Here is a 26,544-nt window from a genome sequence, read left to right on the forward strand (position 1 = left end):
TTCCTCATTTTCTTATTTTTCAACATCTGCAAGCTCCGGCTTTGTTGCTTCGGACTTGGTGAGGTCGATATCTGGTTTTGAAATGTCTGTTAACGCTACACGACCGCGGTCTTTACGAAGGATGCGGTTAAACAGCGAGATCTCCCTGTCAAACAAAAACTGGAAGAATAGCTTTGTCCATGAGGTATGATAATGTAAGGTATCATAGTATTCGGGGGCAGTTTTCCTGATCTCAGGAAGTTTATTCCATGGGATAGAAGGGAAATCATGGTGCTCATTGTGGAAGCCCACATTAAATGCTACCGCGTTAAGGTTGCCATAATAGCTGTATGTTTCCTGTTCTTCGGTAACGGTAAGGTAATGTTCCTGGATCCAGCGGGCGCCCAGCGGGTGCAGGCCAACCGAAAACGAAAAGCTTAACAGCAGGAACGCTACTGCATGCCAGCCCATGAAATAAGCGATTGCGGTTGTAAATGCTGCCTGTAATAACCAATTTGTCAGGATCCAGCCGTCAAAAGGATGGATTTCCCTTAAACGTGAAAGGCGGAACAATTGAAATACCGGGAAAAACAGCAGCCAGATTGCTTTACCAAAAAATGAATTGCTGATCAGTTTTGCTTCCCAGCGGTTTGGTAAATCGGCGTCAAGCTCATGTACACCCTGGAAAGAATGATGCTTGATGTGGTACTTTTCGAACGAAATAGCGCTTGGCAATATCTGCGGTAAATTGGCAAACATGGATGCCCAACGGTTTGCGTTACGGTTTTTAAACAGCAACTGGTGTGTACATTCGTGGATCATTACAAACAGCGCATGATCGGCAAAAGCGCCAAGCAAATAAGCCGCTCCGAAAACTATCCACCATGACTGGTCGCGTACAAACCAGGCTAAAACAACCTGGAAAGCTACTAAACCAATAATGGCCCATATGGTTGCGGGGTTTTTACCAATAAGTTTTCGCAGTTGCGGAAACTCCTTCAAGATTTTTTTTGTACGGATACGATGAGGTTCAGACTCCTGGGAATAAACAAAATCAGTCTTTTTAATCATATAGTGTTAAAACGTTAAATATAACGATAACGTGCGCAAAAGTTCATTTTTTTGTAAAAATTAATTAGTAATATTAGGAATAACCAAAATCTTCACGATCATTTCATATAAATTTTATATACAATTTATGTTAATTTCGCTTAAAAACAAGCACCTTAAAAGTATTGGGAATGGTTTTGCGCGTGCCGGGTTCAAACTGTGCAACGCTCAAATAAATTTTGTGGGTTTTGGCATCAAGTGCCATGGTGCGCGCCCTTTCGGCGGTTTTTAGGGTTTGGATCACCTCATATTCATCAGCCGATTTTTGTTTGATGATGGTAGTGGTGCCATCGCCGCATGAGCAAAATATCAGTTTGGTTTCGGGGTCATAAGCTACCGCGTCAACACCGGCACCAATTGGCAAGGTAGCAGTCACTTTACCTGTTTTGATATCAACAACACTCACCCCCTTATTTTCGCGGCAAACGGTAAACAATTTCTGGTTAGCGGCATCAAGCGCTAAGCCTGTTGGGCCGCCGCAGGGGGCAAGGGGATAGTTTTTAACCACTTTAAGGCTTTTGCTATCAATAACATTCAGGCTGCTTTTATCTTCAAGGTTATTGTAGATTTTACCTTTACCGTCGGATACAGCAAATTCGGGGCCGCCGCCAAGTGCAACCGTGCCAACCTGTTTAAGTGTTGCCGGGTTAATTACCGATGAATTATCACTTTCGCCGTTGAAGGTAAACACGCGGTCGGAGTAGGGGTCATACATAATAGCGTCAGGGCCATTAGCATCGGTAAGGGCAATGGTAGTTATGGTTTTAAAAGTTTTCAGATCAAAAACTACTACCGCATTTGCCTTGCCATCACTAATGAAACCACGATTAAGTTTATTTACAATGGCTATACCGTGAACGCCTTTCATGTTATCAATAACGCCAACCGGATTTTCGGTATCCAGGTTAATGACATTTACAGCAGTACCATGCGATACATACAGGTTGCGGTTGATCTTGTCGATAGCCAGGTAATCGTAACCACCGTCACCCGGAAGCGCGATGGTTTTATCGGCCGCATAGGTTTGCGCGTTCAATTTAAGAGGAGCTATACCTGCTATGAGCAAGGCTACGGCCAAAATTTGCTTTTTCATTTTTCGGGAGTGTTTATTGCCATGAAATTAAGTCCCGAATCTGTAAAAATGCTGTGTTAACCGTTATGGCTTTCATTAATTTCATTTAAATGGGTACTAAACCCTTTGCTGTACAATATACGGAGCATAGCCGGTAAAACAATAAGCAATAATGGCAATGCTGCTAAAAAACCGCCGATAACTGCAATGGCTAATGGCTGATGCAATTGAGCCCCGGCACCTATGCCTAAAGCAAGCGGCATCAGTGCTATAATAGCGCCTAAAGCGGTCATTAGCTTGGGTCTTAAACGGGTACTGATGGCAAAAGTTATAGCCTCATCAATGTTTTTATTTTCATTTTCGATGGCGCTTTCCTTAAACTGCAGGAAGGTGAAAATGGCGTTTTCACCAATAATGCCTACAATCATGATCAACCCCGTATAGCTGCCCACATTGAGCGGCGTACCGGTAATAAATAAGGCCAGGAAGCTACCGGCGATACCTAAAATGCCAATCATTAAAATAAGCAGTGCTATCCTGAACTGCCTGAACAGGAATAATATCACACCAAAAACCAGTAAACAGGCAGTTATGAGGATAATAAGCAATTCTTTAAATGACTGCTGCTGCTGGGCGTAGGCTCCTCCGTACTCCACATGGTAGCCTGTTGGCAGGTTTACGTTATCGTGGATGGTTTTTTGAATGGCCGTTATTACGGTACCGAGGTCGCTGCCTTCCAGCCGGGCGCTTACTACATTCATGCTTTGCAGGTTTTCGCGGTTGATCTCCGCATCGCCAGGCCTTAGCTCAACCGAGGCCAGTTCGGTTATAGGGATGAGTTTGCCGTTTGGTAAAAATATGTGAAGGTTATGGATATCATTCACGTTAAGCGAGCGGTTACCCGGGTAAACCATGCGAATGGGTGAAAGTTGTTCTTTCTCCAGCAAACTGCCTATCACATTACCTTCCAGCGCGGTTTGGATCTGCATTTGCAGATCGGCGGCGGTAATCCCATACTGTGCGATTTTGCTGTAATGAGGTTGAATGCTTACCGAAGGACCGGCGATAACAATACCCGGCAGCACATCGGCAGTGCCTTTTACTTTTTCAACCAGCCCGGCTATCTGCCTTGACAGGTTTTGTAGTGTTTGCTGATTATCACCGAATACTTTGATCTCGATAGGCTCGGCCGATGTGGTGAGGTCGCCAAGCATGTCGGATATCACCTGGCCAAACTCAACCTGCAGCGCGGGTTGGGTTTCCTCAACCATTTTGCGCAAATCGCTGATCACCTCTTCGGTGCCTTTGGTGCGATCTTTTTTTAGTTGGATGAGGTAATCACCGCTGTTAGGCTCTGTAATAAAAAAGCCCATTTGTGTACCCGTGCGGCGCGAATAGGCAGTTACATCGGGATGCTTGATGATCTGTTTTTCTATCTGGCGCAACATCCGGTCGGTTTCTTCCAGTGATGTTCCCGGAGGTGATTTATAGTCGAGCACGATGGCGCCTTCGTCCATATCGGGCAGGAAGCCGGTCTCCAGCAATGGGGGGACAATCACAATTACGGCAGCCAACGCGGCAATAATAATAATGCTTACATAAGGGCGCAGGATAAAGAAACTAACCCACTTTTGTTGTTTAACTGTGTGTATTTCTTCTGCGCTGGCTTTTGCTGTATTTAATTTAGGCTTACGCGTTACGAGCAGGTAAATTACCGGTAAACCGATCCAGGTTACAAAGAATGAGCTCAGCAAGGTTATGATCATGGTATCGGTAAGCACCTTGAAGTATGCCCCGGCCACACCCGTCATCAAAACAAACGGAATAAAAATTACGATAGTACTGATAGATGAGCCCACCATGGCCGGGAAAAGGTAATCAATAGCCTTGCGTACCAAATGGCTGCTCAACTCGTCCGGGTGTTCTTCGTGTACCCTGTGGATCTGCTCAACCACTACAATGGCATCGTCAATAATTAACCCTATGGATGCTGCGATAGCACCCAGCGTCATGATATTAAAAGTATAGCCAAGCCAGTATAGGATAAGTAATGTAAGTCCAAGTGTAACCGGGATGGTAATCAATATGGTTATACTTGCCTTGAATGATCGTAAAAAGATCACGGCCACAATAATAGCCAGGAGTAAACCTACCCAAAGGCTGTCACTCACGCTCCTAACCGACTCGTTCACAAAATCGGCCTGAACATAATATGGCCGTATACTTACACCCCGCGGGAGTAGTTTTTTCAGCGCGTCAATCTTATCGGCCATATCGTTACTAACCGAAATGAGGTTGGCATTGGGCTGCTTTACTACAGCTATCAGTACCCCATCATGCCCGTTGGCGTTGATACGGGTATACTCAATCCCTTCGTTAACCTGGATGCTTGCAAAATCCTTGAGCCGTACTATTCTTTTGCGGTTGTTGCTGATCACAAGGTCTTCCAGTTGATCTTTGGCATTGATGGTAGCATCAGTAACAGTGAGGTACATGCGCTTATAATCAGACAGATAACCCTCTGATTTTACAAAATTGGTAGTAGCAAGCGTATTGCTGATAATATCAGGTGTGAGGCCCAACGAAGTCATTTTTTGCTGATCGAGCGTGAGCCAGTATTCTTTAAGTTTACCGCCGATCACCCTGATCTCCGATACCCCGTCAACCTGCGAAAGGAATGGTTTTACTGTGTATATAGCTAACTGCCTTAATTCAATAGGGGACAGGTTATGGCTCTCCAAAGTGTAACCGCTTACCGGTAAAATGGAAGGGTTCATTTTAGCCACACTTATATTTACATCGGCAGGAAGGTCGTTCTTGATCTGGTCGATGCTCGACTGGATACGCTGCTGGCTGAGGTCGATATCAGCATTCCAGTTGAGCAGTGCTGAAATTTCACAGCTTCCCCTGCTGGTAGTACTGCGTACCAGTTGCAGATCCGGCACCTGCTTAATGGCATTTTCCAGCGGTTTGGTAACCGTAACCATCATTTTATTTACCGGCTGCAGGCCCTCGTCGGCAATGATTTTGATCTTGGGGAAAGTGATTTCAGGAAAAAGCGAAGTTTGCAGTTTTGAATAAGCAAACAAACCGCCCATAATAATCAGGGCAAGTACCAGGCCTAAAGGCTTGCGATGGGTTATGAAGTAATTTTTGCGCTGGTTTTCCTTCATCACTCTACAATTTTCACTTTAGCCGTATCTGCCAGTCCGTAATTACCTGTAACCACTATTTTATCATTCGCCGAAAATTTGGGGGTTAAAATTTCCACCCTGCCGCCGGCTTCAATGCCTTTGGTTATGGCGGTTTTTACGGCGGTAGTAGGATTGATCAGCTTCATTACCCAAAACTCCGTTTGTGTTTCATTGCTTAGTATGGCCGATTTTGGAAGTGATAGCGTATGCGGGCGTATCGACTTAATGATCCGCGCTTTAGCTACCAAATTTTCAGGGATGGGATTGGCGCTGTTTACCTTAAGCACAATGCCCTGGGTTTGCGACAACGAATCAACAGCAGGCATTGATGAGCTTACCTGTGCCGTCAATTTTTCACCGCCGGGCAGTACAAGCTGTACGTTCTGGTTGTTTTTTACATAGCTACGCAGTTCATAAGGCAATTGCATCACAAATACAAAGCTTGAGCGGTCACTGATCACTGCAAGTTGTTCACCATCCTGCACGTAATCGCCCTGCTGGTGACTGAGTTGGGTAACGTAGCCATTGCCGGCAGCTTTTATTTTATTTACGCCCGAAAACTTAAACGTAGTATCCAGCACATTGATGCTGTTGCCAATGCTTTGCGCTTCCTTGGTTTTTATGCTGAATAAAAACTCGCCTTTATTTACATAGTGCCCCGGCAGGATATTTACCTTTTGGATATAACCGTTGGCATTTGCCTTAACAACATTTTTTTGCTGAAAAACAGATGTGGCGCTAAGGTCAATGTAATCAACCATAGCACTATCGGCAACCGTGGTTACGGTTACGGGCGTTTGAGCTGCTGTTTCTGCATCGCCGGCATCATCTGCAGGAGTGTTGCCTTTGCAACTATACAGCAAGGTTAAAAGGCCTGCAAACAGGTATATATGTTTAAATTTCATGTTATTTATTCCAGTAATTGAGCTGATTAATGAGCTGCAGCTTATTAATATTGGTTTGTGTTTTAAGGTTTTTTATAGCAAGATAATTGTTAATCGCCAGTACCAGGTCGGCTACCCGCACATCGCCAGTTTGCAGCAGTTGGGTGTCAACTTTTACCAGGCTTTCGGTGTATTTCATTTGTTCATCTATCTGGGCTAACAGCTTTTCAGAACCATCAATCTGCTGGTTTAACTGGGCAATCTGTTGGCGGTATTGGGTATCGAAAAACGCTTTGTAGCTGCGCCGGGTATCCTCTTCTAACGACAGCTTACGGTACTGGATCTTGCGCTGACCACCGTCATACAATGGCAGCGTAAAGCTAAAACCAATACTGGCGCCGAAATTTTTATATGCCGGTCCGCTTAAAAAATCGGAGTTATAGCCGCCATCGGCCAGCAGATTGATCTTAGGTTTGTAGCTGAAATCCACCAATGCACGGCTATTCACCAGCTTAAGGCTATCCGTTTTATACTGGTTGAAAAAGATGCTGTTGCTGATATCGGCCCGGATAGTTTTTTGAATACCGGGATCCTGTAATTCGATGTAACTGGTATCGGCAATGCCGGTTAAATAGTTAAGCGTTGTATAGTCATTTTTATATTGCAGCCTTGCCTGCGACAGCGTTAGTTCCTGCTGCTTAAGGGTAACCAGAAAGGTAAGGTAATCGCTTTGGCGGTAAACATTGGTGCGGGTCAGTTTTTTAAGCACCGCTTCCTCCCGGTTAAGCAGGCTGATCACTTCCTGGTTAAATTTTACCTGCTGCAGGCTGCCGTAGGCAGCTATGTATTGTGCAGTGACTGCCTTTTTCAAATCCTGCTCAGATATTTTAGCGGTATTGAGCACCGATTGCGATTGCAGCTTAACTGCGTCGATCTGGGCGGCGATATTTTTTTTGCTATCCAGCGATTGATTAATACCCAATAGCGCATTGAGTGTATGTTCGTTGGTTATAGCAGGCGCATAGCCATAACCGCCGGCAACCGGGGCATAAAGGCCGGCACTGTTAGCGCTAACCTGTGGCCTGTAACCTGCCCTGATCCGGAGGCTGTCCAATTGGCCTGAAGCAACCTGGTTTTGCAGGTCTTTTAATAGCGGACTGTTGTTTTTGGCAAGCTCCAAATAATGTTCAAGATTGTAGGTTTGTGCCTGTGTAGCAGCACTAAGCAGGCAAAATAAAAAGCCGAAAACCCATTTTATCCGGATGGTCAAAATAATATATGTTGTGTTAAATAATAGCTAAGCTACAGGATAATTCTGGAAAAAATTGGTAGGGGCAGTGTAACAAATTTAAAAGTTAACCGTGAAGATATGATAAGGTGCTTTATAACTGTAAACCAGCTGATAACCCAAACTTTCGCAGATCTGTTTGGATATGGTAAGCCCCAATCCGCTGCCCTCAGAAGTTGATGCTTTATGAAAGCGGGTAAAGATATTTTCAGGATTTAAGGCTACCTGTTCGCCGGTGTTTTTGATGGTTAAATTTTCGGCTGTGAGGCTGATGATGATCTCGCCGCCTGTACGGTTATGACGTACCGCGTTGATGATCAGGTTATTTAACAATATCTCAATAAGGTAATTGCTGGCTTCAATTTCCTTTTTACCAATTGTTGAAATAACCGTTATTTCTTTGTCGCTGAAAATATCCTCCAATTGATACAGCAAATCATCTATAAGTTCCTGTAAATCCAGGTGCTGTCGATCGTTCAGAAGTTTGTTCTCAATCTTTACCAGTAATAACAACGATTGATTAAGCCTGCTCAGCCGCGATACCGCGCTGTAAAGGTCATTGAGTAACTTGCTTTGATGCTCGCTAAAGTTTTCTGTCTGGATCAGGGTATCCAGTTTGGAATTGATCACAGCGATAGGGGTAAGCAATTCGTGCGAGGCGTTTTCGGTAAAGGTTTTAAGGTCTTTATAGTCTTTTTTTACCCTTTCGGCCATGGCGGTAACTTCGGCCTGGAGTTCGTTAAACTCGTCGATAGTAGTATTGGGAGACGGCATTTCGCGGCTATCGGTAACGTTGAATAGTTTCAACTCGCTCAGGATACTGTAAAATGGCTGCCAAAGCCGGCTCAATATGAGGCGGTTGGTAATTACCAGCACCAGCAGCAGTAATAAGATAACGCCAATGGTAATGCCGAAGATGATCTGGATCAGGTCTTCAGTTTCTACTTTCGATTCAACTATCAGAATTTTATAATACCTGTCGCCAACTGTCACCGAACTGACCAAACCGCGACCTGATTCCGGCTCGTCTTTTTCGCGGTAATAAGTAGTGTTAAAAAAATCGCGTTTAACGGAATTGGGTTCGGCCGAAATAAAGGTGATCTGCTGGTCTTTAGAGGCGAAAACCTGGGGCAGGTGGTGATTGAGCTTTACGTAATCAAAAACTTCCTGCTCTTCAACCTTAAGTGAATTGTCTTTTTGATTAGTAAGGATCAGGCTGATGGCCTGGTAATATATAACGCCGGTTATCAGCATGATAACGATAGTAGCAATTAAATTTACCCGGTTATACCTTTCCGAAAGCTTCATTATTGATCGGCAAATTTGTAGCCCATGCCATAGGCTGCATAAATATAATCCTTACCGCCGGCTTCCATTATTTTTTTGCGGATGTTTTTGATGTGCGAATAAATAAAGTCGAAATTATTGGCCAGGTCGATGCCATCGCCCCATAAATGTTCGGCAATTGCGTTTTTTGAAATTACCTTGCCTTTGTTGGAGATAAAATAGATAAGCAAAGCAAATTCTTTACGGGTAAACTTTACAGGGGTGCCATTTACGGCTACCGTTTTAGCCATCAGGTCGATACTGAGCTCGTTAAAGTTAAGTACATTGCTGCCATTGAACATTTTACGCCTGATGATGGCAGATACCCTCGCCTTCAATTCCGAAAGGTGAAAGGGTTTTACCAGATAATCATCAGCACCGAGGTCAAGGCCCTGGAGGCGGTCATCGAGCGAGTTTTTGGCCGATATGATGAGCACCCCATCGGTGTAGTTATTGGCTTTGAGCTTTTTTAATATATCAATACCATTACCGCCGGGCAAGGTGATATCCAGCAGGATACAATCGTAACGGTATAATTCAACCTTTGCGAGGGCTGCTGCATAGCTGGCCGCGGTTTCACAAATGTTGCCGGCTTCTGTAAAATATTCTTCAATACTTTCGCGCAGGCCCTCTTCGTCTTCGATGATGAGTATTTTCAAAACGTTTTTTTTGATAAAGTTAAAATGCCAATTTGTACAGATTCTGGATTTTGAGTAGAGGCTAACAGCTATCTCACAGATTTTATACAGAATACATAAGCAAATTTGCATTTAGCTTGTTGCAAGTTAAAAACAAAATTGGATCATTATGTGGTGGATCTACGCATTACTTTCGGCACTGTTTGCGGCGCTTACAGCCATTTTTGCCAAAATAGGGATTAAAGGAGTTGATACCGACCTCGCTACGGCTATCCGTACCGTCATAATCCTGATCCTGGCCTGGGCCATAGCACTTTTTAAGGGGAGCCACGGCGGTATCGGCAGTCTTACTAAAACCAACTGGACTTTCCTCATTCTTTCGGGCTGTGCAACCGGCCTTTCGTGGATTTGTTATTTCCGCGCCCTGCAGTTGGGCAAGGTAAGCCAGGTTGCCCCTGTTGATAAACTAAGCGTTGCTTTGGCCATAGCGCTTTCTGTTATTTTTCTGGGCGAACCCTTAACTTTAAAAAACGCTATAGGCGCGCTGCTTATCATCGGCGGCACAATTGTATTGATTTTCTAATCTTTTTGTAACATGCTCATATACAATGTAACAAGCATATATACATAACAAAAACATATTGTAACAAATACACTTCAATACCATTTAATTCAGATTTAATCCAATCTTTCTTATAAAATTTGTGGTTCCAAACACCCGTATTTTATAATGAAATCTGTTTTTTTGATATTATTTTCTTTTATTTTTATAACCACCTTACACGCCCAAACTGCCCCCGGAGCCAGGGGGAAAATCACCGGTAAAGTTACCGATGCCACTACAAAGCAACCGGTTGATTATGCCACCGTATCTGTATTTAAACAAGGCGCTGCTTCACCCTTCAATGGCATCAGCACCGACCCTAAAGGAAATTTTAGCATAAATAACATCCCCGCCGGGGAGTATAAAATAACAGCCGAATTTTTAGGTTACCAGAAAGCAACTATCGAACATGTAATGGTTAAAGATGGAGCCGTATCATTGGGCGAGATCAAATTGGCTCCGGTTGCTAACGAGCTAAAAGGCGTAACCATAACTGCCAAAGTACCTACTGTTGAAAACCGGATTGACAAAATGGTTTACAACCCTCAAAACGATTTAAGTGCACAGGGCGGCGTAGCTATTGATGTATTGAAAAAAGTACCGCAGATCACGGTTGATATTGATGGTAATGTGGAGCTTCAGGGCAATGCCAATATCCGTTTTTTGATCAATGGCAAACCATCAAGCATTTTTGGGGCCAGCCTTGCCGATGCTTTGGCCAGCATCCCGGCCAGTCAGATCAAAAGTATTGAGGTGATTACCAGCCCGGGCGCTAAGTATGACGCGGCGGGTACGGGAGGTATCGTAAACATTATCTTAAAAGATAGCAAAGTGCAGGGCGTTAACGGCAGCGTTAACCTATCGGCAGGTACCCGCCGCGAAAACGGTTCATTTAACCTCAATGCCCGTAAAGGCAATTTTGGGGTGAATGCTTTTTTTAGCGGTAACGCCCAAATTAATACTAATGCACCTAATACCCGTAACCGCGTATCAACCGATTCGGCCAATAATAAAACTACCTTGTTCCAGCAGGGAAGTAATAACTTTAAACGTAATGGTTACGAATCAGGGATCAATTTTTCGTGGGATATTACCCCTAAAGATCAGCTGACCGCAGGCGTAGGTTTTAACCATTTTGGCAACCATGGCAACGGAATTACCAACCAGGATCAAAGCGAGGTTGACGCAACAGGTAACCCGATATCTGATATCAGGAGTATCCGTAACTCAAGCAGTAAGTTTAACGGTACTTCAACCGATGTGAACCTGAACTATAAGAAAACCTTCGCCAAAGAAGGGCAGGAGCTTGACATACTATACTCATCAAGTTTTGGCCGTAACTCGTTCAGCTCATTCCAGCGCCAGGATTATGATTCAGGCATAACTTCGTCCGGTATCTCTAATAATAACCCCGGTAAGGACAGGGAAACCGATATATCTGTTGATTATACCCAGCCGGTAAGCAAAAACTTTACGCTTGAAACAGGCGGTAAACTTGTATTTAACCATATCAACAATAATGTTATAACGGATACGCTTTTTGGCGGTAATACCTTTGTGCCCAACCCAAGCCAAACCTATGGTTTTACTTACGACCGTAAAGTGTATGCCTATTACCTGTCGGCCTCAACATCGGTATTTGATAAGTTTTTGGATGTGAAAGCTGGTTTAAGGGATGAGTATACCACTACTACAGCCGATTTTCAGGGTGTAAATATCCCATCTTATAATATCCTTGCGCCATCATTGGTTTTCTCTCATAAGTTTGGAAACGGTGGCGAATCACTTAAATTAAGCTACACCCGCCGCATTCAACGCCCTGATTACGGCGACCTGAACCCTTTCCTGAACATCAGCGACCCGCATAATATCAGCACCGGTAACCCAAATCTTAAACCCGAAAAGGGCGACAACTTTGAGTTGGGTTATAACAAATCATATGATAAGGGAGCCAATATCAACATAGCGGCCTTCTATCGCCGTAATACCGATGATATCCAACAGTTCACTACCTTTTACTCCACGTTTGATGTAAACGGTACTACTTATACCGATGTGTCATTAAACCAGCGTTATAACATAGGCTCGGAGGAACGCATCGGTATCAATATCTATGCTTCGGTACCGGTAACCAGTAAGCTAAGCCTGCGTACCAATATGATTTTCAGCGACAGGCGCAGCACCAATCCTGGTTTCGCCAATGTAAGTGCCTTCGCGTACCGCCTTAACCTCAACGCGCAATATAGCTTTGGTCATGATTTGAGCGCCGAGTTTTTTGGTAACTACAATTCATCGCAAAAGGGCATCCAGGGTACCAATCCCAAATTTGTGTTTTACAATTTCGCCATGCGCAAAATGTTCATGAACAAAAAAGCCAGTATTGGGCTTACAGCTACCAATCCGTTTGCCAAATATGTGAGTCAAAGCTCATCAACCTTTGGCAGCAACTTTTATTCAACCAACCTGAGGCTGGTGCCGGTACAGTCGTTCGGCATAAGCCTGAGCTATAAGTTTGGCAAGCTTGAATTTAAGAAGGATCGGGAAAAAGATAGAAACAATGATCAGGATAATAATGGAGGTGACAATGGCCCTCAAACTGATAAGGGGAAATAACCTCACCTAAATCCTCTCCAAAGGAGAGGACTTTAAAAACAAAAAAGCGATGAGTTATCATCGCTTTTTTGTTTAAAATATCTATTTAAAGCCTTCTCCTTTGGAGCGGGTTGGGTGAGGTTACCCGTTCTTGATCAAAATACTTTCAATGATCAGCGTTGTATCTTCACAGCTGTCGGTAGCAGTTTCCATGGCTGCAAAAACATCGGTATATTTAATTAATTCAATCGGATCTTTTTCATTATTAAGCAGATCGGCAAAGGCTTTATTGTGAACTGAATCGGCCTGGGCTTCCAGTTTTTTGATATTGCTGCAAAGCTCAAAGATCTCAGCCGATTTGTTCAGGTTATTCATCGCGTTTACCGCTTTTTCAAGCTCTGTACTGGTCTTAAGGATCAGCGCGGCCAAATCTATCATTGGCTGGGTAATAACAGGCACGTTGTAAAGGTTGATCCTGCGGGCAGCCATGGTAATCCTGTCGGCTACATCATCAATGGCTGATGCCAGGTCGCACATATCCTTACGGTTAAATGGAGAGATCAGCATCCGGCCCGATTCGGAGAATACCCTGTGTGTTATCTCGTAACTTTTAAATTTTAGCTTATCAATATGCGCAAAATTAAACTTCTGCTCATATGATGTTGGGGCGTTAACGGCTTCATCCAGTAGCCTGGCCATTTCGGTAACATTGGCTACAGCAGTGTTGAACAAATCGTAAAAAACCTGGTTTGAGTTTGGAAATATCGATTTTGAGTTAGTGCTCTTCATTGATCTGTCTTATCAGTCCGTGAATTTACAGTAGTTATATTAAGTGGATTTTAAAATATGTTACTATAAATTATTCAGCGGATAAAAGTAACCATTAATATAATGCCAAATGTTAAGTTAATGTTAAGAATGGTTAGGCCAATGTAATAAAACAAAATTAATGAGATTATAACTTGTTGATTTAAAGTAAAAAGAAACCTGTATATTGAATGAAGAAAATTGTGTAACATTTAAGTTTAATTAAAACAATCCTGCCATCTGCAGTATTGTATTTGTATTAGTCAATCCAATTATGAAAGCCGGGGAAAAGCATTATAAATGCGTAAACAGCAAAACAGGTTACGCCATTTATTACCATTCGCTGGGTAGGGAGCTCAGCAATGAAGAAGTGAAAGCCGAATTAGAAAAAATACGTGCGCGTGTAGCTATTCAAAACGGTATTTACCTTGAAACACTTTACTGGGAAGAAATGAAGCAGGATGCTGAACTGACGCAATAGCAGGCGCGGTTTTGCAAGGGGGTATAACTAATTTAAAATGAGTGTTTTTGCAAATAAATACTTATATTTAATTGCCATTATATAACCAATTTAACCTGCTATTATTCCCGCTTATGAAAAAGATAGTTTTATCGCTGTTAGCGGCATGGTGTTGCTCTGTGCCTGTTTTTTCACAAAATAATAAGCCGGTTTCACCTTCCGTTCCTTTAGATGCGATGGTGTCGCGCCTGCAAACTTTATCGGCCAGTAAAGCGGTTGAAAAAGTGTACCTGCATTTAAATAAACCTGATTACAATGCAGGCGATACCATATACTTTAAAGCATATGTAACCCTGGGCGAACAGCATGAGCCTTCAAAGTTAAGCGGCATGTTGCATGTCGACCTGGTTACCCCCTCCGATTCCCTGCTGCAAACAATCCAGCTGCAAGTGGTTAATGGCTTGGCCGCAGGCGATTTTAGCCTTCCCGGTATCTTGCCCGGAGGAACCTATCGCATCAGGGCTTATACTAAGTGGATGATCGATAACGGGCAGAATTTATTTGACCGGCAGGTAAACGTCAATGGGCGGGCATTTGCGGGCAATAAAGCGTTAGTGGTTAAAGCAGGTAAACCTATTATCGCTTTTTTTTCGGAAGGGGGAAGTTTTGTAAACGGTATACCAACCAAGCTGGCCTTTAAAGCGGTAAGTGCAAACGGGCCGGGGCTTGATGTTAAAGGTGTTGTGGTTGACAACACCAATGCCGAAGTAACCAGGTTTGAATCGAAACACCTGGGCATGGGGCTTATATTTATTACTGCCGAAGCAGGTAAAACTTATAAAGCAAATTTAACCTATACCGATGGTACCAAAGCGATAGTGGATTTACCGAAAGCCGATAACGAGGGGATCACGTTGATGGTTAACAATGATAATCCTGATAAACTTGGCATTGAAATAAATGCCAATAAAGCTTATTACCTTAAAAATAAGAACAAGGAAATAGGGATAATTATTTATTCGGCCGGTAGTATCCGCTCGGTAAAAACCGCGCTTGATAACCAGGTGCTCGACCTAAATCTCAATAAAAAAGATTTTAAAACAGGTATAACCCGGATAACGCTTTTTTCGGAGCAGGGCGAACCACTCAATGAGCGCCTGGTATTTATCCAAAATCCCGACCTGTTAACAATTACATCTGTTAGCGATAAACCTTTATACCCGGTAAGAGGAAAGGTGCATATTGCTATCAATACTAAAAACAAAAACGGAGAGGCGGTAAAAAGCTATTTATCAGCATCAATTATTGATGCCGGTAAAGCGTCTGTAACCGGAGATGATGAAAATAGCATATTATCAAGTCTGCTGCTAACGTCTGATCTGAAAGGGGTAATTGAGCAACCCAATTATTATTTTGCTGATGTTAGTAATGATACCCGGTTTAACCTGGATGTATTGATGCTAACCCAGGGGTATCGCCACTTTGAGTGGAAGCAAGTGCTCAATGACAACAACACTGCCGTAGCTTATACTGCCGAAAACGGTTTCGATGTATCGGGCCAGGTAAAAACAATTTCGGGGAAGCCGGTTGATGGCGGTACGGTAACCCTGATGCCGCAGGCAGGCGGGGCTTTATTAACACAAACCACCGATCAGGATGGTAATTTTACTTTCAAAAACCTGGTTTATGATGATAAAACCCCGTTCATGATCCAGGCTAAAACAGCCGAAGGGAAAAGTAATACCAAAATATCCATTTCTCCGGCAAAGGCGTTAACAAATATTAAAACCGGAGATTTGATGAGCCCGGCACAGGGGGTAAACAGTGCGGGCTTTGATAAAACAACGCAACAGCCGGTTTACATAGCTGATGCGAATAGCAGGGCACTTAATGCGGTTACTATTAATGAAAGAGGTATTAATGCCGGTAAACTTACTACAGAGGTTTTGGGGAAAAATAACCTGCGAGACCAAAGCACCCTGTCAAACGGGTTGCAGGGCCGTTTAAATGGTGTTGTTTTGAGACAAGGCGTACCCTACCTGGCTGATAAGGTGAACCCGGCCATGCAGGGAGGGCCAATGTTGATCGTAGTTGATGATACCGTAATACCGGCCGGAACAAGTATTGATAATTACAATGCTGCTGATGTTGAAAGTGTAAATGTGTTAAAAAATAACGATGCTACCATTTATGGTGTAAGGGGGGCAAATGGGGTATTGGTACTCAAAATGCGGAAAACTCAAGCTCCGGTTGTTTCAAATAATGTGATGTCGCCAGGCTTGCTGTATTTTACAGCAAAGGGTTTTTACAAAGCCCATACCTTTTATTCACCGGTTTATGAAGCATCAACGGGTGCTGATAAGAAACCTGACGCAAGAACCGCTATATACTGGAACCCCGATATTGTAACCGACAAAGATGGTAATGCCTCGTTTGATTTTTTTAATGCAGATAGCAAAGGTAATTACCGTTTGGTGATAGAGGGTATTGATGAAGCAGGCAATATAGGACGGAGCATATTAACTTATAAGGTACAATGATGCCGGCGCATAAAAAACCCTGCCATGGTAGGCAGGGTAAAAAAACCACAACAATTGTTTAACCTTTGGGCTATGAATCCCTCCGGTCGATTCCTAATTGCAATATGATCTTTCAATTATTAAACAATATAAAATCAAAATAGTTTAACCATCAGGTGTTTATTTTCAGTGTTTTATGTGTTAAAATCACCTCTCGAAGGTATTTAAACGAATAGTTGTTTTTAAACCAAATTTCAATCTATCTTTATATTAAACAATTTATGAGAAATCTTATGAAAAAATCATTTCAGCTCAAAGCAGCATTCCTGTTTGCTTTCGCCTTATTAGTATCAGCGGTAACCTTTGCCCAGGACAAACCAGCAAGCCCGCGCGATAGCGTTAGCGGTACAGCGGCTGGTTCAACTATTACTATTAACTATGGCAGCCCATCGGTTAAAGGCCGTAAAATTTGGGGCGGTCTTGAAGCTTACGGTAAAGTATGGCGTGCAGGTGCTAACGAGGCCACAACTTTTACAACAACAAAAGATATCAAAGTTGAGGGTAAACCACTGGCAGCAGGTACTTATGGCTTTTTCCTGATCCCGGCCGAAAACGGTACCTGGACAGTTATTTTTAACAAAGTGGCCAAACAATGGGGCGCGTTTAAATACGATGAGTCAAAAGACGCCCTGCGTGTAAACGTAAAAACCAAAGCCGCGCCAATGCACGAAAGATTAGTTTATACAGTTGATGCAAAAAGTTTTTGCATGTTCTGGGATAAGATCGTAGTGCCGGTGTCTGTAAGTAAATGATATTCAGTAACCTTGTTTTTCACAATTTTGAAAGCCTCCTGCCAAGGGGGCTTTTTCTATTACCCGGGTTTTTAGCGCGCAAAAGCATTCTTTTTTAAACCTGAACCCTAAAGCGCTATATTTACCTTAGATAATGCGCTACCCAACCAACAAAAAACCTGTACTAAAAAGGATCATCGCGATAATATCATTGGCATTGGCTATTTTTTTGCTGATGCTGTTTGCTGATCATCCGGCCGCTGTTGAACGTTATTATGCCAATGGTTTTTACATTATCATTTGCCGGGTTTTTCATTCCGTTTTAAACATATTTCCGTTTAGTGTTGGCGACATCGTATATATAGCTGTGGTTATTTATTTGATTTATGCGGTAATCAGGTTAATTGTCCTGCTGTTTAAAAAACGGTTTCAAATGGCTGGGAAACTTTTTTTAGGATTGGTTATAGGTATCCAGGCGGGCATTGTGGCTTTTTATATGTTGTGGGGAATGAACTATTTCAGGCTGCCGGCCTCCGAGCGGCTTGGGCTCAGGGATACGGCTTTTACAACTGCCGATCTTAAAGCGGTAACCCGGATCCTGATTGACAGCGCCAACGTTACCCGTGCACGGCTTACACCGGCAGACTGGGTCCAAAGTAACACCCATATTTATAATACGGCACGGCATGCCATCGGCGTGCTCAGTAAAGATTCTGTTAATTTCAGGGCTTATAATCCTGATGTAAAACCATCGATATTGACGCCATTATTAAATTATATCGGTACCTCGGGCTATTATAACCCTTTCACCTCCGAAGCCCAGGTAAATTACCAGATGCCCATTTTTAACCGGCCCTTTGTGGTATGTCATGAAATGTCGCACCAGATGGGGTACGGGGCGGAGGATGAAGCTGATTTTGCCGGCTTTGTGATCGCCGTAAAATCACATGACAGGTTATTGCGTTATTCGGCATATCATCTCGCCGTGCAGGAATTCATGCATTCGCTTGGTGTCCGTGATACTGTTGCTCATAAAGAACTCAAATCGCTCATCAGCAAAGATGTACGCGGCGATTATATCACCGAGCGTAATTACTGGCTGGCCTACGAAAACAAGCTGGGCGCTATAAGCAGTATTTTTTACGATAATTTCCTGAAAGCCAACAACCAGCCCCAGGGCCTCGAAACCTATAACCGCATGGTGTTGTTAGCTATGGCGTGGTACAGGGATAGGTGGGTTCATTAGTAGTTCATTAGTTGATGGTTCATGGATCATGGCCGAATTTGAATCTCGTAGTGATTACCACTAATTGCCATGAACCATTAACTATGAACCATGATCTCATTCATAAACAAAAAATGCGTTCCGTATCTCACCCCGGAACGCACACAATATCACGTCTCAAATGATATTGAATCAACTAAATCTCAGATATCATCTTAAATGCGTACCCAAGCTCTTCATATTCGGATACCGGAGTGGAAACCGGTACAGAAATTTATCAAATGTTAACTATACAGTTTTAAAGTACAGCAAATAATTACCTCAAAAAAGCCGATTGTAAATAATTGAATAAAAACGGCGCTGCTATGTAATTATTATGAATTAATCTCCAAATTTACCTCAAAATCTTTAAAAAGCCTCGTTTACTTCACATTTATATGGATAAATTGTTTGGTAAAATTGCTGTTACTATAAAAGCAAATTTTATTATTGTTTCAATGTTTCTTCCTGCTTTGGTTTTTGCTCAAAAAATTAATCAAAAGGAAATAAAACGGGAGAAAACATTAGCAAAGTCAGTAACCATTATCAGGGATAATTGGGGAGTTCCTCACATTTATGGAAAAACAGATGCTGCTGTTGTTTTCGGATTGATGTATGCCCAGTGCGAAGATAACTTTAAAGGCATTGAACGCAATTACCTTTACCAGTTAGGTAAACAGGCCCAGGTTGATGGCGAAACTAATTTATATACCGACGTGCAGCTGCAACTGATTGCCGATAGTGCCGACGCCATTAAAGATTATAAAACAAGCGCCCCCTGGTTCCGGAAACTATTGGATGCTTTTGCCGATGGCATTAACTATTACCTGTACAAACATCCCGAAGTAAAACCCAAAGTATTTAAACATTTTGAACCCTGGTACGCGTTGATGTTTACCGATGGCAGCGTTGCCGCTACCGAAACAGGTGGCATTAAACTAAATGAAACCAAAGACTTTTACAGCACCGCCCCCGAAAAGCTTGGCGCGGTAACCGACCAGCCTGCAAAAAATGTTTATGATATGGTGAACGAGCGCGAAACCGGTTCAAATGGCTTTGCTATAGCACCATCCCAATCGGCATCGGGCCATGCTTTGTTGTATATCAATCCGCATGTACCGTTCTATTTCCGCAGTGAGGTTGAGCTGGTAAGCGATGAAGGCCTTAACGCGTACGGGGCTGTTACCTGGGGCCAGTTTTTTATTTACCAGGGCTTTAACCAGCATTGTGGATGGATGCATACCAGCGCCTATGCCGACGTGGCCGATCTTTACGCCGAAAAAGTGAGTAAAAAAGAGGGTAAATGGTATTACGAATATGATGATAAGCTGAGGCCCGTTATCACCCGTAAACTATCTTTCAAAATAAAGCATAACGATGAGATTGAACAGCGCTCCATAACAGGCTATTATACCCATCATGGCCCGGTGCTTGGCGCCAGGGATGGTAAATGGCTGGCACTTAAAGCTAACAACCGCTCATATAATGCCTTGGTTGAGTCATGGCTGATAACCAAGGCCAATAACCTGGCCGAATACAAAAAGGCCATGAACATGGTATCAAACGCTACAAACAGTACCGTTTACGCAGATGATAAGGGGAATACAATTTTTTGGTATGGCAACTACATCCCCAAACGCAATCCCAAATATGACTGGAGCTTGCCTGTTGATGGCAGTACATCGGCCACCGAATGGCAGGGTACCCACAAGCTGAGCGAGATCATCACCAATGCCAACCCCGCCACCGGCTGGATCCAGAACTGTAATTCAACGCCGTATACGGCTTCGGGCACGTCAAGTCCGGATAAAAGTAAATACCCGGTTTACATGGCCCCCGACGGTGAAAACTACCGGGCGGTAACTGCTATCAGGATTTTAAAAGATGCGAAAAACCTTACGCTTGATGGCCTGGTAGCCAAAGGGTATGACCACTACCTGGCCGCTTTTGATGATTTGTTGCCCTCACTTTTTAAAGCATATGACGCAGCTCCCGATTCGGTTAAACAATCGCTTGCCGGGCCAATAAAGATCCTGCAGCAGTGGGACAGGAATACCGCTATCCATTCTGTAGCCAGTTCGCTCGCTATTGAATGGGGCACCCTGATGATAAAAGCGCTGCCGCCGCCTCAAACCGATCAGGAAAGCACTTTTATTACCCGGCGCTTTCAAACGCTGGTTAAAACCATAAGTCCGGCGCAGCAGTTGGCCTGGTTAAACGATGTACTTCAAAATTTGCAAGGCCGTTTTGGCACCTGGAAAGTGGAGTGGGGGGAGATGAACCGTTACCAGCGCCCGGATGATGGCATTAGCTTTGATGATAATAAACCCAGTATCCCGGTTGGTTTAACAGGATCGGGCTTTGGACAGCTGCCATCGTTCCAGAGCCGCACCATGAACACCAACAAGCGCTATGGATATTCGGGCAATAGTTTTATCGCTGTTGTGGAATTTGGTACACGGTTAAGGGCTAAAAGCATCGTAAACGGCGGCAGCTCTTTTGATCCTGCATCAAAAAACTTCACCGATCAGGAGCAGGGGATTATTGACGGTAAATTTAAGGATGTGCTGTTTTACAAAAAAGATGTTTTAAAGCATGCGCAGCGCAGCTATCATCCCGGCGACTATTTTAAATAGTAAAAAGTATATTTGGTAAGTTAAAAAATGAAGAGAACCCTGTTAATTGCCTTATTGTTGTTTTGCAGCGCAGCGTTGTTTGCCCAAAGCATAACCATTAATGATCTGGCAAATATCTCCAATCTTTCAAACGCCGAAGCACACAACTATCTCACCCTCGGAAAAAAATTTAAGCGCCAGTATGTCCAGGATGTTAATGGCAACAACATTGAGCACCTGAACAGGATAGGGCCGGATAATAAGGAAGAAACTATTGTAATAGGCGTTAACAGCAAGCTAAGCAGCGGGGCTATATTGCGTACCGTTACCTACACCACTTCTACACCGAAACACATCATTAACTTAATAGGCCAGGCAAAACACATGGGCCTGATCATGAAACTCCACGGCTCTGATATTAAAAACGATATCTATCTGTTTGATAATGATTTTTTCCATATCGTAATATTCCTTAATCATGATAATATCTCCGGCTCGGTAGAAGTGCACCAAAAGGAATATTTAGGTTTTGATTGATTCTGAACCGTGATTTTCGGGATTTAAGGATTGCCGGGATGATAGTCGAAATATCCCTGGCTATTTAAAATTCCGTCCATTTAACAAATTCAAAAAACAGTTCAGACAAAAATCCTGTCCATCTAATAGATTCCTTAAAAATCCCGTTTCAGAAAAAAAACTGACAATCCCCAATCTCTAAAAATCAAAGTTCAAAATCAACGCTATCAGCGTAATCAAAACACATCAACGGTTCGATGCCAAAATAGTTGAACATTTTGTTTAATTCCAGATAACTATTTACCTGCAAACCTTATTTCTTTGTATTACCGATATAAACTTTTTTGAGAGCTATTCTATGAGCCAGCGATACTGTTTAACCCTCGATCTGAAAGATGACGCGGCACTCATTGCCGAATACGAAAAATATCACCAGACTATTTGGCCCGAAATTCATGACAGCATTATCGCCAAAGGAATCACCAAAATGGAGATCTACCGTTTTGATACCCGCATGTTCATGGTCATGGAGGTTGATGATACTTTTAGTTTCGAAAAATCGGCAGCTTTAGATGCGGCGAACCCTAAAGTAAAGGAATGGGAAGATTTGATGTGGAGATTTCAGTCACCGGTAAAAAATGCGCCTGCGGGTGCAAAATGGGTTTTAATGGACAAAATTTTCTCCTTATAAATAGAATAGTTATGCTAAAGAAACTACAATTACTGCTGATGTTTGTATTGCTGATGGCCCCATCGGTATTTGCCCAAAAAATGATAGGCACCGAAACCGACGCCCAGAAAGAGAAACGCATGGAATGGTGGAAGGACGACCGTTTTGGTATGTTCATTCACTGGGGCCTGTACTCGCAGGCTGCCCGTCACGAATGGGTAAAGCATAATGAAAAAATTGATAACGCCGGCTATCAGAAATATTTCGACCAGTTTAACCCTGATCTGTTCGATCCGCAAAAATGGGCGAAACAAGCCAAAGCGGCCGGAATGAAATACGCCGTGCTAACCACCAAGCACCACGAAGGATTTTGTTTGTTCGATTCAAAATTTACCGATTATAAAGCGCCAAACACTAAAGCCAAACGCGACCTGGTACGCGAATATGTGAACGCCTTCCGTGCACAGGGTTTGAAGGTAGGCTTTTATTATTCGCTGTTAGACTGGCACCACCCCCAATACACCATTGATGACCATCATCCGCAGTCGCCTGCTGATAAAAGTGATGCATCATACGCTAAGCTGAACAAAGGGCGTGATATGGCCAAATACCGCCAGTACATGCGCGATCAAATCACCGAACTGCTAACCAAATACGGCAAAATCGATATCCTTTGGCTTGATTTTTCTTTCCCCCGTAAGGATGGGCACGGTAAAGGCAAAGACGATTGGGGATCAGTTGAATTGCTTAAGCTGATCAGGAAGTTACAGCCGGGCATTATTGTAGATAACCGCCTTAATTTGGAAGAGTATAAAGACGGCGCCGATTTTGAAACCCCTGAACAGGTAAGCACCGCCGAGTTAGCTAAATACCGCGGCAAAACCTGGGAAACCTGCCAAACCTTTTCGGGTTCATGGGGGTACTACCGTGATGAAAATACCTGGAAAACCCATCGTCAATTGCTCGATCTGTTAATTACTTCGGTAAGCAATGGCGGTAACCTGATCCTGAATGTAGGGCCAACCGCCCGCGGTGAGTTTGACTATCGTGCTACCCGCGCGCTGGATAGCCTGGCTTACTGGATGCATGCCAACAGCAAATCGGTATACAACTGTACGTTTGCTCCTGATACTTATAAAATACCAGAGGGAACCAAGCTTACTTATAACAAAGCGGCCGGTAAACTGTATATACATTTGTTTAACTATCCGCAAGGCAAGCTGATTTTACCTGGTTACAAAGGCAAGATCAAATACGCGCAGTTTTTAAATGACAGCTCGGAGCTTTTATATAAGGATGGCAGCGGCGACGACCTGGAGTTAACGCTCCCCGCACAAAAACCGCCGTATGAAATTCCGGTAATTGAATTTACGCTTCAGCAATAAGCAAAAAAATATTGTCCTTACTAAAAAAAGGGCCGATCATATACAAATAATGTCAACACAAAAGGAAACATATTTAAGGATCCATCCGCATGATAACGTACTGGTAGCCTTACAGGACCTGCCGCAGGGAACCGTTATCACGTTTGATGGACAAACTTTTACACTGGTAGATAAAGTAGCGGCAAAGCATAAATTCGCTATCAACGAACTGCCGGTAGGCAAGGAAATTTACATGTACGGCGTACTGGTAGGCAAAGCCTCAGCAACCATACCGCAGGGTGGTTTGTTAACCACCGAAAATGTACACCACGCGGCCGAAGGTTTTCATTTGGGCGATCGCAAACTACAATGGCACCAGCCTGATACGACTAACTTTGAAGGCAAAACCTTTATGGGCTACCACCGTGCCGATGGCTCGGTTGGCACGGGTAACTATTGGATTGTGGTACCGATGGTTTTTTGCGAAAACAGGAATATCAACGTATTAAAGGAAGCACTGGTTGATAAGCTTGGCTACAAAAAAGCCAAAAGCTATGAGGGCGATGTGGAGCAGTTGATGGAACTTTACCAGGCCGGTAAATCTGTGGAGGAGATCTTGAACGCCGATATCCAGGTATCCGAGGATAAGCCAAACTCTAAACGCCTGTTCAAAAATATCGACGGCATTAAATTTTTGAGTCACAGCATGGGTTGCGGCGGCACCCGCGAAGATTCAGATACCCTTTGCGGACTCATTGCAGGCTATATTACACACCCTAACGTGGCCGGCGCAACCATATTAAGCTTGGGCTGCCAGCATGCGCAGGTAAGCATTTTACAAAATGAAATTGCCAAACGGGATGCTAATTTCAATAAGCCACTGGTTGTATTGGAACAGCAAAAAGTAGGTACCGAAAGCGAATTGTTAAAACAAGCTTTGAAGCAAACCTTCGCCGGTTTGGTCAAAGCCAATGAAACAACCCGCCAGCCGGCACCATTGTCAAAACTGTGTGTTGGCTTGGAGTGCGGCGGTTCGGATGGTTTTTCGGGCATCTCGGCTAACCCGGCATTGGGTTATTTGTCTGACTTATTAGTTACCATGGGCGGCTCGGTGATCCTTTCAGAGTTTCCGGAGCTTTGTGGCGTGGAGCAGGAACTGAGCGATCGTTGTATCGATGTAGAAACCGCTAACCGCTTCATGCACCTCATGACTACTTATAATGCACGTGCAGAGGCGGATGGATCGGGCTTTTATGCTAACCCATCGCCGGGCAATATCCGCGATGGATTGATCACTGATGCTATCAAATCGGCCGGTGCGGCTAAAAAAGGCGGTACGTCACCGGTAACAGCGGTATTGGATTACCCGGAAAAAGTAACCAAACCCGGTTTGAATTTACTATGTACCCCTGGCAGCGATGTGGAAAGCACCACTGCCGAAGTTGGCGCAGGCGCCAATATCGTATTGTTCACCACTGGCTTGGGTACGCCTACAGGCAACCCGGTAACTCCTGTTATCAAGCTATCAACCAATACGGCCATGTTTCAACGCATGCCTGATATTATAGATATTAACTGCGGTACCATCATTGAAGGTACCGAAACCATCCAGCAGGCCGGCGAGCGGATCCTGGATTACGTGATAAAAGTAGCCAGCGGCGAAGCCGAACCAAAGTCGGTAAAACTCGGCCAGGATGATTTTATTCCGTGGAAGAGAGGGGTTTCGTTGTAGGCAGCCCCACCCAACCCTCCCCGGAGGGGGGAGGACTTTCGATTTGCGTGGAGGCATAAAGTTGTAGGTGACAACACCAACAACGGCGAAAAAAAAGCGGGGGATTGTGCGATTCCCTCCCCTGGGAGGGTGTAGGGAGGGGTTTCTTCGATATGCTTAATCGGCAAGCATGGTGTATAAACCCCTCCCTGCCACCGCATAGTCCAACCGCACCCCTCCCGAGGGAGGGAATTGAAAAAAGTTGTTGGTGACAATACCAACAACGGAGTTGAGAGATAAATTAATAATAACCATAAAAACAAAAAGTCTCCCCTTCCGGGGGAGATTTAGAGGGGGCCCGGCCCGTACTTATGTTCAAACTAACCAATAAATCAGTAATTGTAACAGGCGGCGGCAGCGGCATAGGTAAAGCTATGGCCGTGTTATTTGCACAGCAAGGCGCCGAAGTTCATATCATCGAATTAAACGATCAAGCTGCAGCTGACACCGTTTACGAAATAACTACCGCTGGCGGAAAAGCTACCGGCTATGCCTGCGATGTAAGCAATCAGCAGCAGGTTGTGGATACTTTCTCCAAAATAGGCAAGATAGATATCCTGATCAATAATGCAGGTATTGCACACATCGGCAGAGCAGATAATACCAGTACCGAAGATTTTGAGCGTGTGTTTAACGTGAATGTTAAAGGCGCTTACAACTGCCTTTACGCGGCCCTCCCGGCAATGAAAGCCAATGGCGGCGGCGTGATCCTCAACACGGCTTCAATAGCGGCCAGCGTTGGTATTACCGACAGGTTTGCTTACTCCATGAGCAAAGGCGCCATCCATGCCATGACTTTATCGGTAGCGCGTGATTTTCTGCATGATAACATCCGTTGCAACTGTATCTCGCCGGCAAGGGTGCACACACCTTTTGTGGATGGGTTCATCGCCAAAAACTACGCCGGTCGTGAGGATGAGATCTTCGAAAAGCTCTCAAAAAGCCAGCCGATAGGCAGGATGGGCAAACCGGAAGAAGTAGCAGCTTTGGCGCTTTACCTGTGTTCGGATGAGGCCGGATTTATTACCGGTACCGATTACCCTATCGATGGCGGCTTTATCACCCTGAACAATTAAACCT

At 43.9% G+C, this 26,544-nt stretch carries 20 protein-coding genes; 12 read left to right on the plus strand and 8 right to left on the minus strand.

Annotated features, from left to right (window positions below):
• Positions 1-12 precede the first annotated feature (12 nt).
• From ACEN82_RS03085 to ACEN82_RS03115, 7 genes are all read right to left on the minus strand, one after another.
• Positions 13-1,050 (minus strand): fatty acid desaturase, encoded by a 1,038-nt coding sequence (locus ACEN82_RS03085; protein ID WP_413322446.1) that lies wholly within the window; start codon positions 1,048-1,050, stop codon positions 13-15.
• Between the two features lie 130 nt (positions 1,051-1,180).
• Positions 1,181-2,182: a hypothetical protein gene (locus ACEN82_RS03090; protein ID WP_413322447.1), complete on the minus strand. Its 1,002-nt coding sequence runs from the start codon at positions 2,180-2,182 to the stop codon at positions 1,181-1,183.
• 56 nt (positions 2,183-2,238) lie between these two features.
• Positions 2,239-5,334 (minus strand): efflux RND transporter permease subunit, encoded by a 3,096-nt coding sequence (locus ACEN82_RS03095; protein WP_413322448.1) that lies wholly within the window; start codon positions 5,332-5,334, stop codon positions 2,239-2,241.
• Positions 5,334-6,260 (minus strand): efflux RND transporter periplasmic adaptor subunit, encoded by a 927-nt coding sequence (locus ACEN82_RS03100; protein WP_413322449.1) that lies wholly within the window; start codon positions 6,258-6,260, stop codon positions 5,334-5,336. Before ACEN82_RS03100 ends, ACEN82_RS03095 begins: the two co-directional genes overlap by 1 nt.
• Before the next feature lies 1 nt (position 6,261).
• Positions 6,262-7,509, minus strand: a complete 1,248-nt coding sequence (locus tag ACEN82_RS03105; protein ID WP_413322450.1) for a TolC family protein — start codon at positions 7,507-7,509, stop codon at positions 6,262-6,264.
• Between the two features lie 78 nt (positions 7,510-7,587).
• Positions 7,588-8,835 (minus strand): sensor histidine kinase, encoded by a 1,248-nt coding sequence (locus tag ACEN82_RS03110; protein WP_413322451.1) that lies wholly within the window; start codon positions 8,833-8,835, stop codon positions 7,588-7,590.
• Positions 8,835-9,512: a response regulator transcription factor gene (locus ACEN82_RS03115; protein WP_090528286.1), complete on the minus strand. Its 678-nt coding sequence runs from the start codon at positions 9,510-9,512 to the stop codon at positions 8,835-8,837. The genes ACEN82_RS03110 and ACEN82_RS03115 overlap by 1 nt, the downstream gene beginning before the upstream one ends.
• Positions 9,513-9,660: 148 nt before the next feature.
• Here ACEN82_RS03115 and ACEN82_RS03120 point away from each other — a divergent pair, with 148 nt between their 5' ends.
• Together ACEN82_RS03120 and ACEN82_RS03125 are read left to right on the plus strand one after the other, a co-directional pair.
• Positions 9,661-10,074: an EamA family transporter gene (locus ACEN82_RS03120; protein ID WP_112653608.1), complete on the plus strand. Its 414-nt coding sequence runs from the start codon at positions 9,661-9,663 to the stop codon at positions 10,072-10,074.
• Between the two features lie 147 nt (positions 10,075-10,221).
• Entirely contained in the window at positions 10,222-12,708 is a 2,487-nt protein-coding gene (locus ACEN82_RS03125; RefSeq protein WP_413322452.1) for a TonB-dependent receptor, read from the plus strand.
• A 120-nt stretch (positions 12,709-12,828) separates the two neighbouring features.
• Here the strand turns inward: ACEN82_RS03125 and ACEN82_RS03130 are convergent, their stop codons facing one another.
• Complete coding sequence (locus ACEN82_RS03130) at positions 12,829-13,476, minus strand: DUF47 domain-containing protein (RefSeq protein ID WP_413322453.1); 648 nt, start codon at positions 13,474-13,476, stop codon at positions 12,829-12,831.
• A gap of 292 nt (positions 13,477-13,768) precedes the next feature.
• Between ACEN82_RS03130 and ACEN82_RS03135 the strand changes: the two genes are divergently transcribed.
• The 10 genes from ACEN82_RS03135 (at position 13,769) to ACEN82_RS03180 (ending at position 26,540) form a co-directional block, all read left to right on the plus strand.
• Positions 13,769-13,975 carry a hypothetical protein gene (locus ACEN82_RS03135; protein WP_090528273.1) on the plus strand — a complete coding sequence of 69 codons (207 nt, stop codon included), beginning with the start codon at positions 13,769-13,771 and terminating at the stop codon, positions 13,973-13,975.
• Positions 13,976-14,088: 113 nt separating this feature from the next.
• Positions 14,089-16,494, plus strand: coding sequence for a TonB-dependent receptor (locus tag ACEN82_RS03140; protein WP_413322454.1), 2,406 nt, complete (start codon positions 14,089-14,091; stop codon positions 16,492-16,494).
• Positions 16,495-16,766: 272 nt separating this feature from the next.
• On the plus strand, positions 16,767-17,285 hold the full coding sequence (locus ACEN82_RS03145) for a DUF2911 domain-containing protein (RefSeq protein WP_112653611.1): 519 nt from the start codon (positions 16,767-16,769) through the stop codon (positions 17,283-17,285).
• A 133-nt stretch (positions 17,286-17,418) separates the two neighbouring features.
• Positions 17,419-18,510, plus strand: a complete 1,092-nt coding sequence (locus ACEN82_RS03150; RefSeq protein WP_413322455.1) for a DUF3810 domain-containing protein — start codon at positions 17,419-17,421, stop codon at positions 18,508-18,510.
• Between the two features lie 416 nt (positions 18,511-18,926).
• Entirely contained in the window at positions 18,927-21,164 is a 2,238-nt protein-coding gene (locus tag ACEN82_RS03155; RefSeq protein ID WP_413322456.1) for a penicillin acylase family protein, read from the plus strand.
• A gap of 27 nt (positions 21,165-21,191) precedes the next feature.
• Positions 21,192-21,680 carry a hypothetical protein gene (locus ACEN82_RS03160; RefSeq protein WP_413322457.1) on the plus strand — a complete coding sequence of 163 codons (489 nt, stop codon included), beginning with the start codon at positions 21,192-21,194 and terminating at the stop codon, positions 21,678-21,680.
• Positions 21,681-22,017: 337 nt separating this feature from the next.
• Positions 22,018-22,350 carry an L-rhamnose mutarotase gene (locus ACEN82_RS03165; RefSeq protein WP_413322458.1) on the plus strand — a complete coding sequence of 111 codons (333 nt, stop codon included), beginning with the start codon at positions 22,018-22,020 and terminating at the stop codon, positions 22,348-22,350.
• An 11-nt stretch (positions 22,351-22,361) separates the two neighbouring features.
• Positions 22,362-23,714, plus strand: a complete 1,353-nt coding sequence (locus ACEN82_RS03170) for an alpha-L-fucosidase (RefSeq protein ID WP_413322459.1) — start codon at positions 22,362-22,364, stop codon at positions 23,712-23,714.
• A 49-nt stretch (positions 23,715-23,763) separates the two neighbouring features.
• On the plus strand, positions 23,764-25,425 hold the full coding sequence (locus ACEN82_RS03175; RefSeq protein ID WP_413322460.1) for a UxaA family hydrolase: 1,662 nt from the start codon (positions 23,764-23,766) through the stop codon (positions 25,423-25,425).
• A 350-nt stretch (positions 25,426-25,775) separates the two neighbouring features.
• Positions 25,776-26,540, plus strand: a complete 765-nt coding sequence (locus ACEN82_RS03180; protein WP_413322632.1) for an SDR family NAD(P)-dependent oxidoreductase — start codon at positions 25,776-25,778, stop codon at positions 26,538-26,540.
• Positions 26,541-26,544: the final 4 nt, after the last annotated feature.

It is taken from the genome of Mucilaginibacter sp. Mucisp73 (genome assembly GCF_059491465.1).

Excerpts from the sequence above, each read along its gene's own strand:
- ACEN82_RS03120 (WP_112653608.1), top strand. The coding sequence starts at position 9,661 with ATGTGGTGGATCTACGCATTACTTTCGGCACTGTTTGCGGCGCTTACA.
- ACEN82_RS03175 (WP_413322460.1), top strand. The coding sequence starts at position 23,764 with ATGTCAACACAAAAGGAAACATATTTAAGGATCCATCCGCATGATAAC.
- ACEN82_RS03180 (WP_413322632.1), top strand. The coding sequence starts at position 25,776 with ATGTTCAAACTAACCAATAAATCAGTAATTGTAACAGGCGGCGGCAGC.
- ACEN82_RS03125 (WP_413322452.1), top strand. The coding sequence starts at position 10,222 with ATGAAATCTGTTTTTTTGATATTATTTTCTTTTATTTTTATAACCACC.
- ACEN82_RS03170 (WP_413322459.1), top strand. The coding sequence starts at position 22,362 with ATGCTAAAGAAACTACAATTACTGCTGATGTTTGTATTGCTGATGGCC.
- ACEN82_RS03110 (WP_413322451.1), bottom strand. The coding sequence starts at position 8,835 with ATGAAGCTTTCGGAAAGGTATAACCGGGTAAATTTAATTGCTACTATC.
- ACEN82_RS03155 (WP_413322456.1), top strand. The coding sequence starts at position 18,927 with ATGGATAAATTGTTTGGTAAAATTGCTGTTACTATAAAAGCAAATTTT.
- ACEN82_RS03150 (WP_413322455.1), top strand. The coding sequence starts at position 17,419 with ATGCGCTACCCAACCAACAAAAAACCTGTACTAAAAAGGATCATCGCG.
- ACEN82_RS03130 (WP_413322453.1), bottom strand. The coding sequence starts at position 13,476 with ATGAAGAGCACTAACTCAAAATCGATATTTCCAAACTCAAACCAGGTT.
- ACEN82_RS03145 (WP_112653611.1), top strand. The coding sequence starts at position 16,767 with ATGAAAAAATCATTTCAGCTCAAAGCAGCATTCCTGTTTGCTTTCGCC.
- ACEN82_RS03095 (WP_413322448.1), bottom strand. The coding sequence starts at position 5,334 with ATGAAGGAAAACCAGCGCAAAAATTACTTCATAACCCATCGCAAGCCT.
- ACEN82_RS03085 (WP_413322446.1), bottom strand. The coding sequence starts at position 1,050 with ATGATTAAAAAGACTGATTTTGTTTATTCCCAGGAGTCTGAACCTCAT.
- ACEN82_RS03140 (WP_413322454.1), top strand. The coding sequence starts at position 14,089 with ATGAAAAAGATAGTTTTATCGCTGTTAGCGGCATGGTGTTGCTCTGTG.
- ACEN82_RS03165 (WP_413322458.1), top strand. The coding sequence starts at position 22,018 with ATGAGCCAGCGATACTGTTTAACCCTCGATCTGAAAGATGACGCGGCA.
- ACEN82_RS03135 (WP_090528273.1), top strand. The coding sequence starts at position 13,769 with ATGAAAGCCGGGGAAAAGCATTATAAATGCGTAAACAGCAAAACAGGT.
- ACEN82_RS03160 (WP_413322457.1), top strand. The coding sequence starts at position 21,192 with ATGAAGAGAACCCTGTTAATTGCCTTATTGTTGTTTTGCAGCGCAGCG.
- ACEN82_RS03100 (WP_413322449.1), bottom strand. The coding sequence starts at position 6,260 with ATGAAATTTAAACATATATACCTGTTTGCAGGCCTTTTAACCTTGCTG.
- ACEN82_RS03090 (WP_413322447.1), bottom strand. The coding sequence starts at position 2,182 with ATGAAAAAGCAAATTTTGGCCGTAGCCTTGCTCATAGCAGGTATAGCT.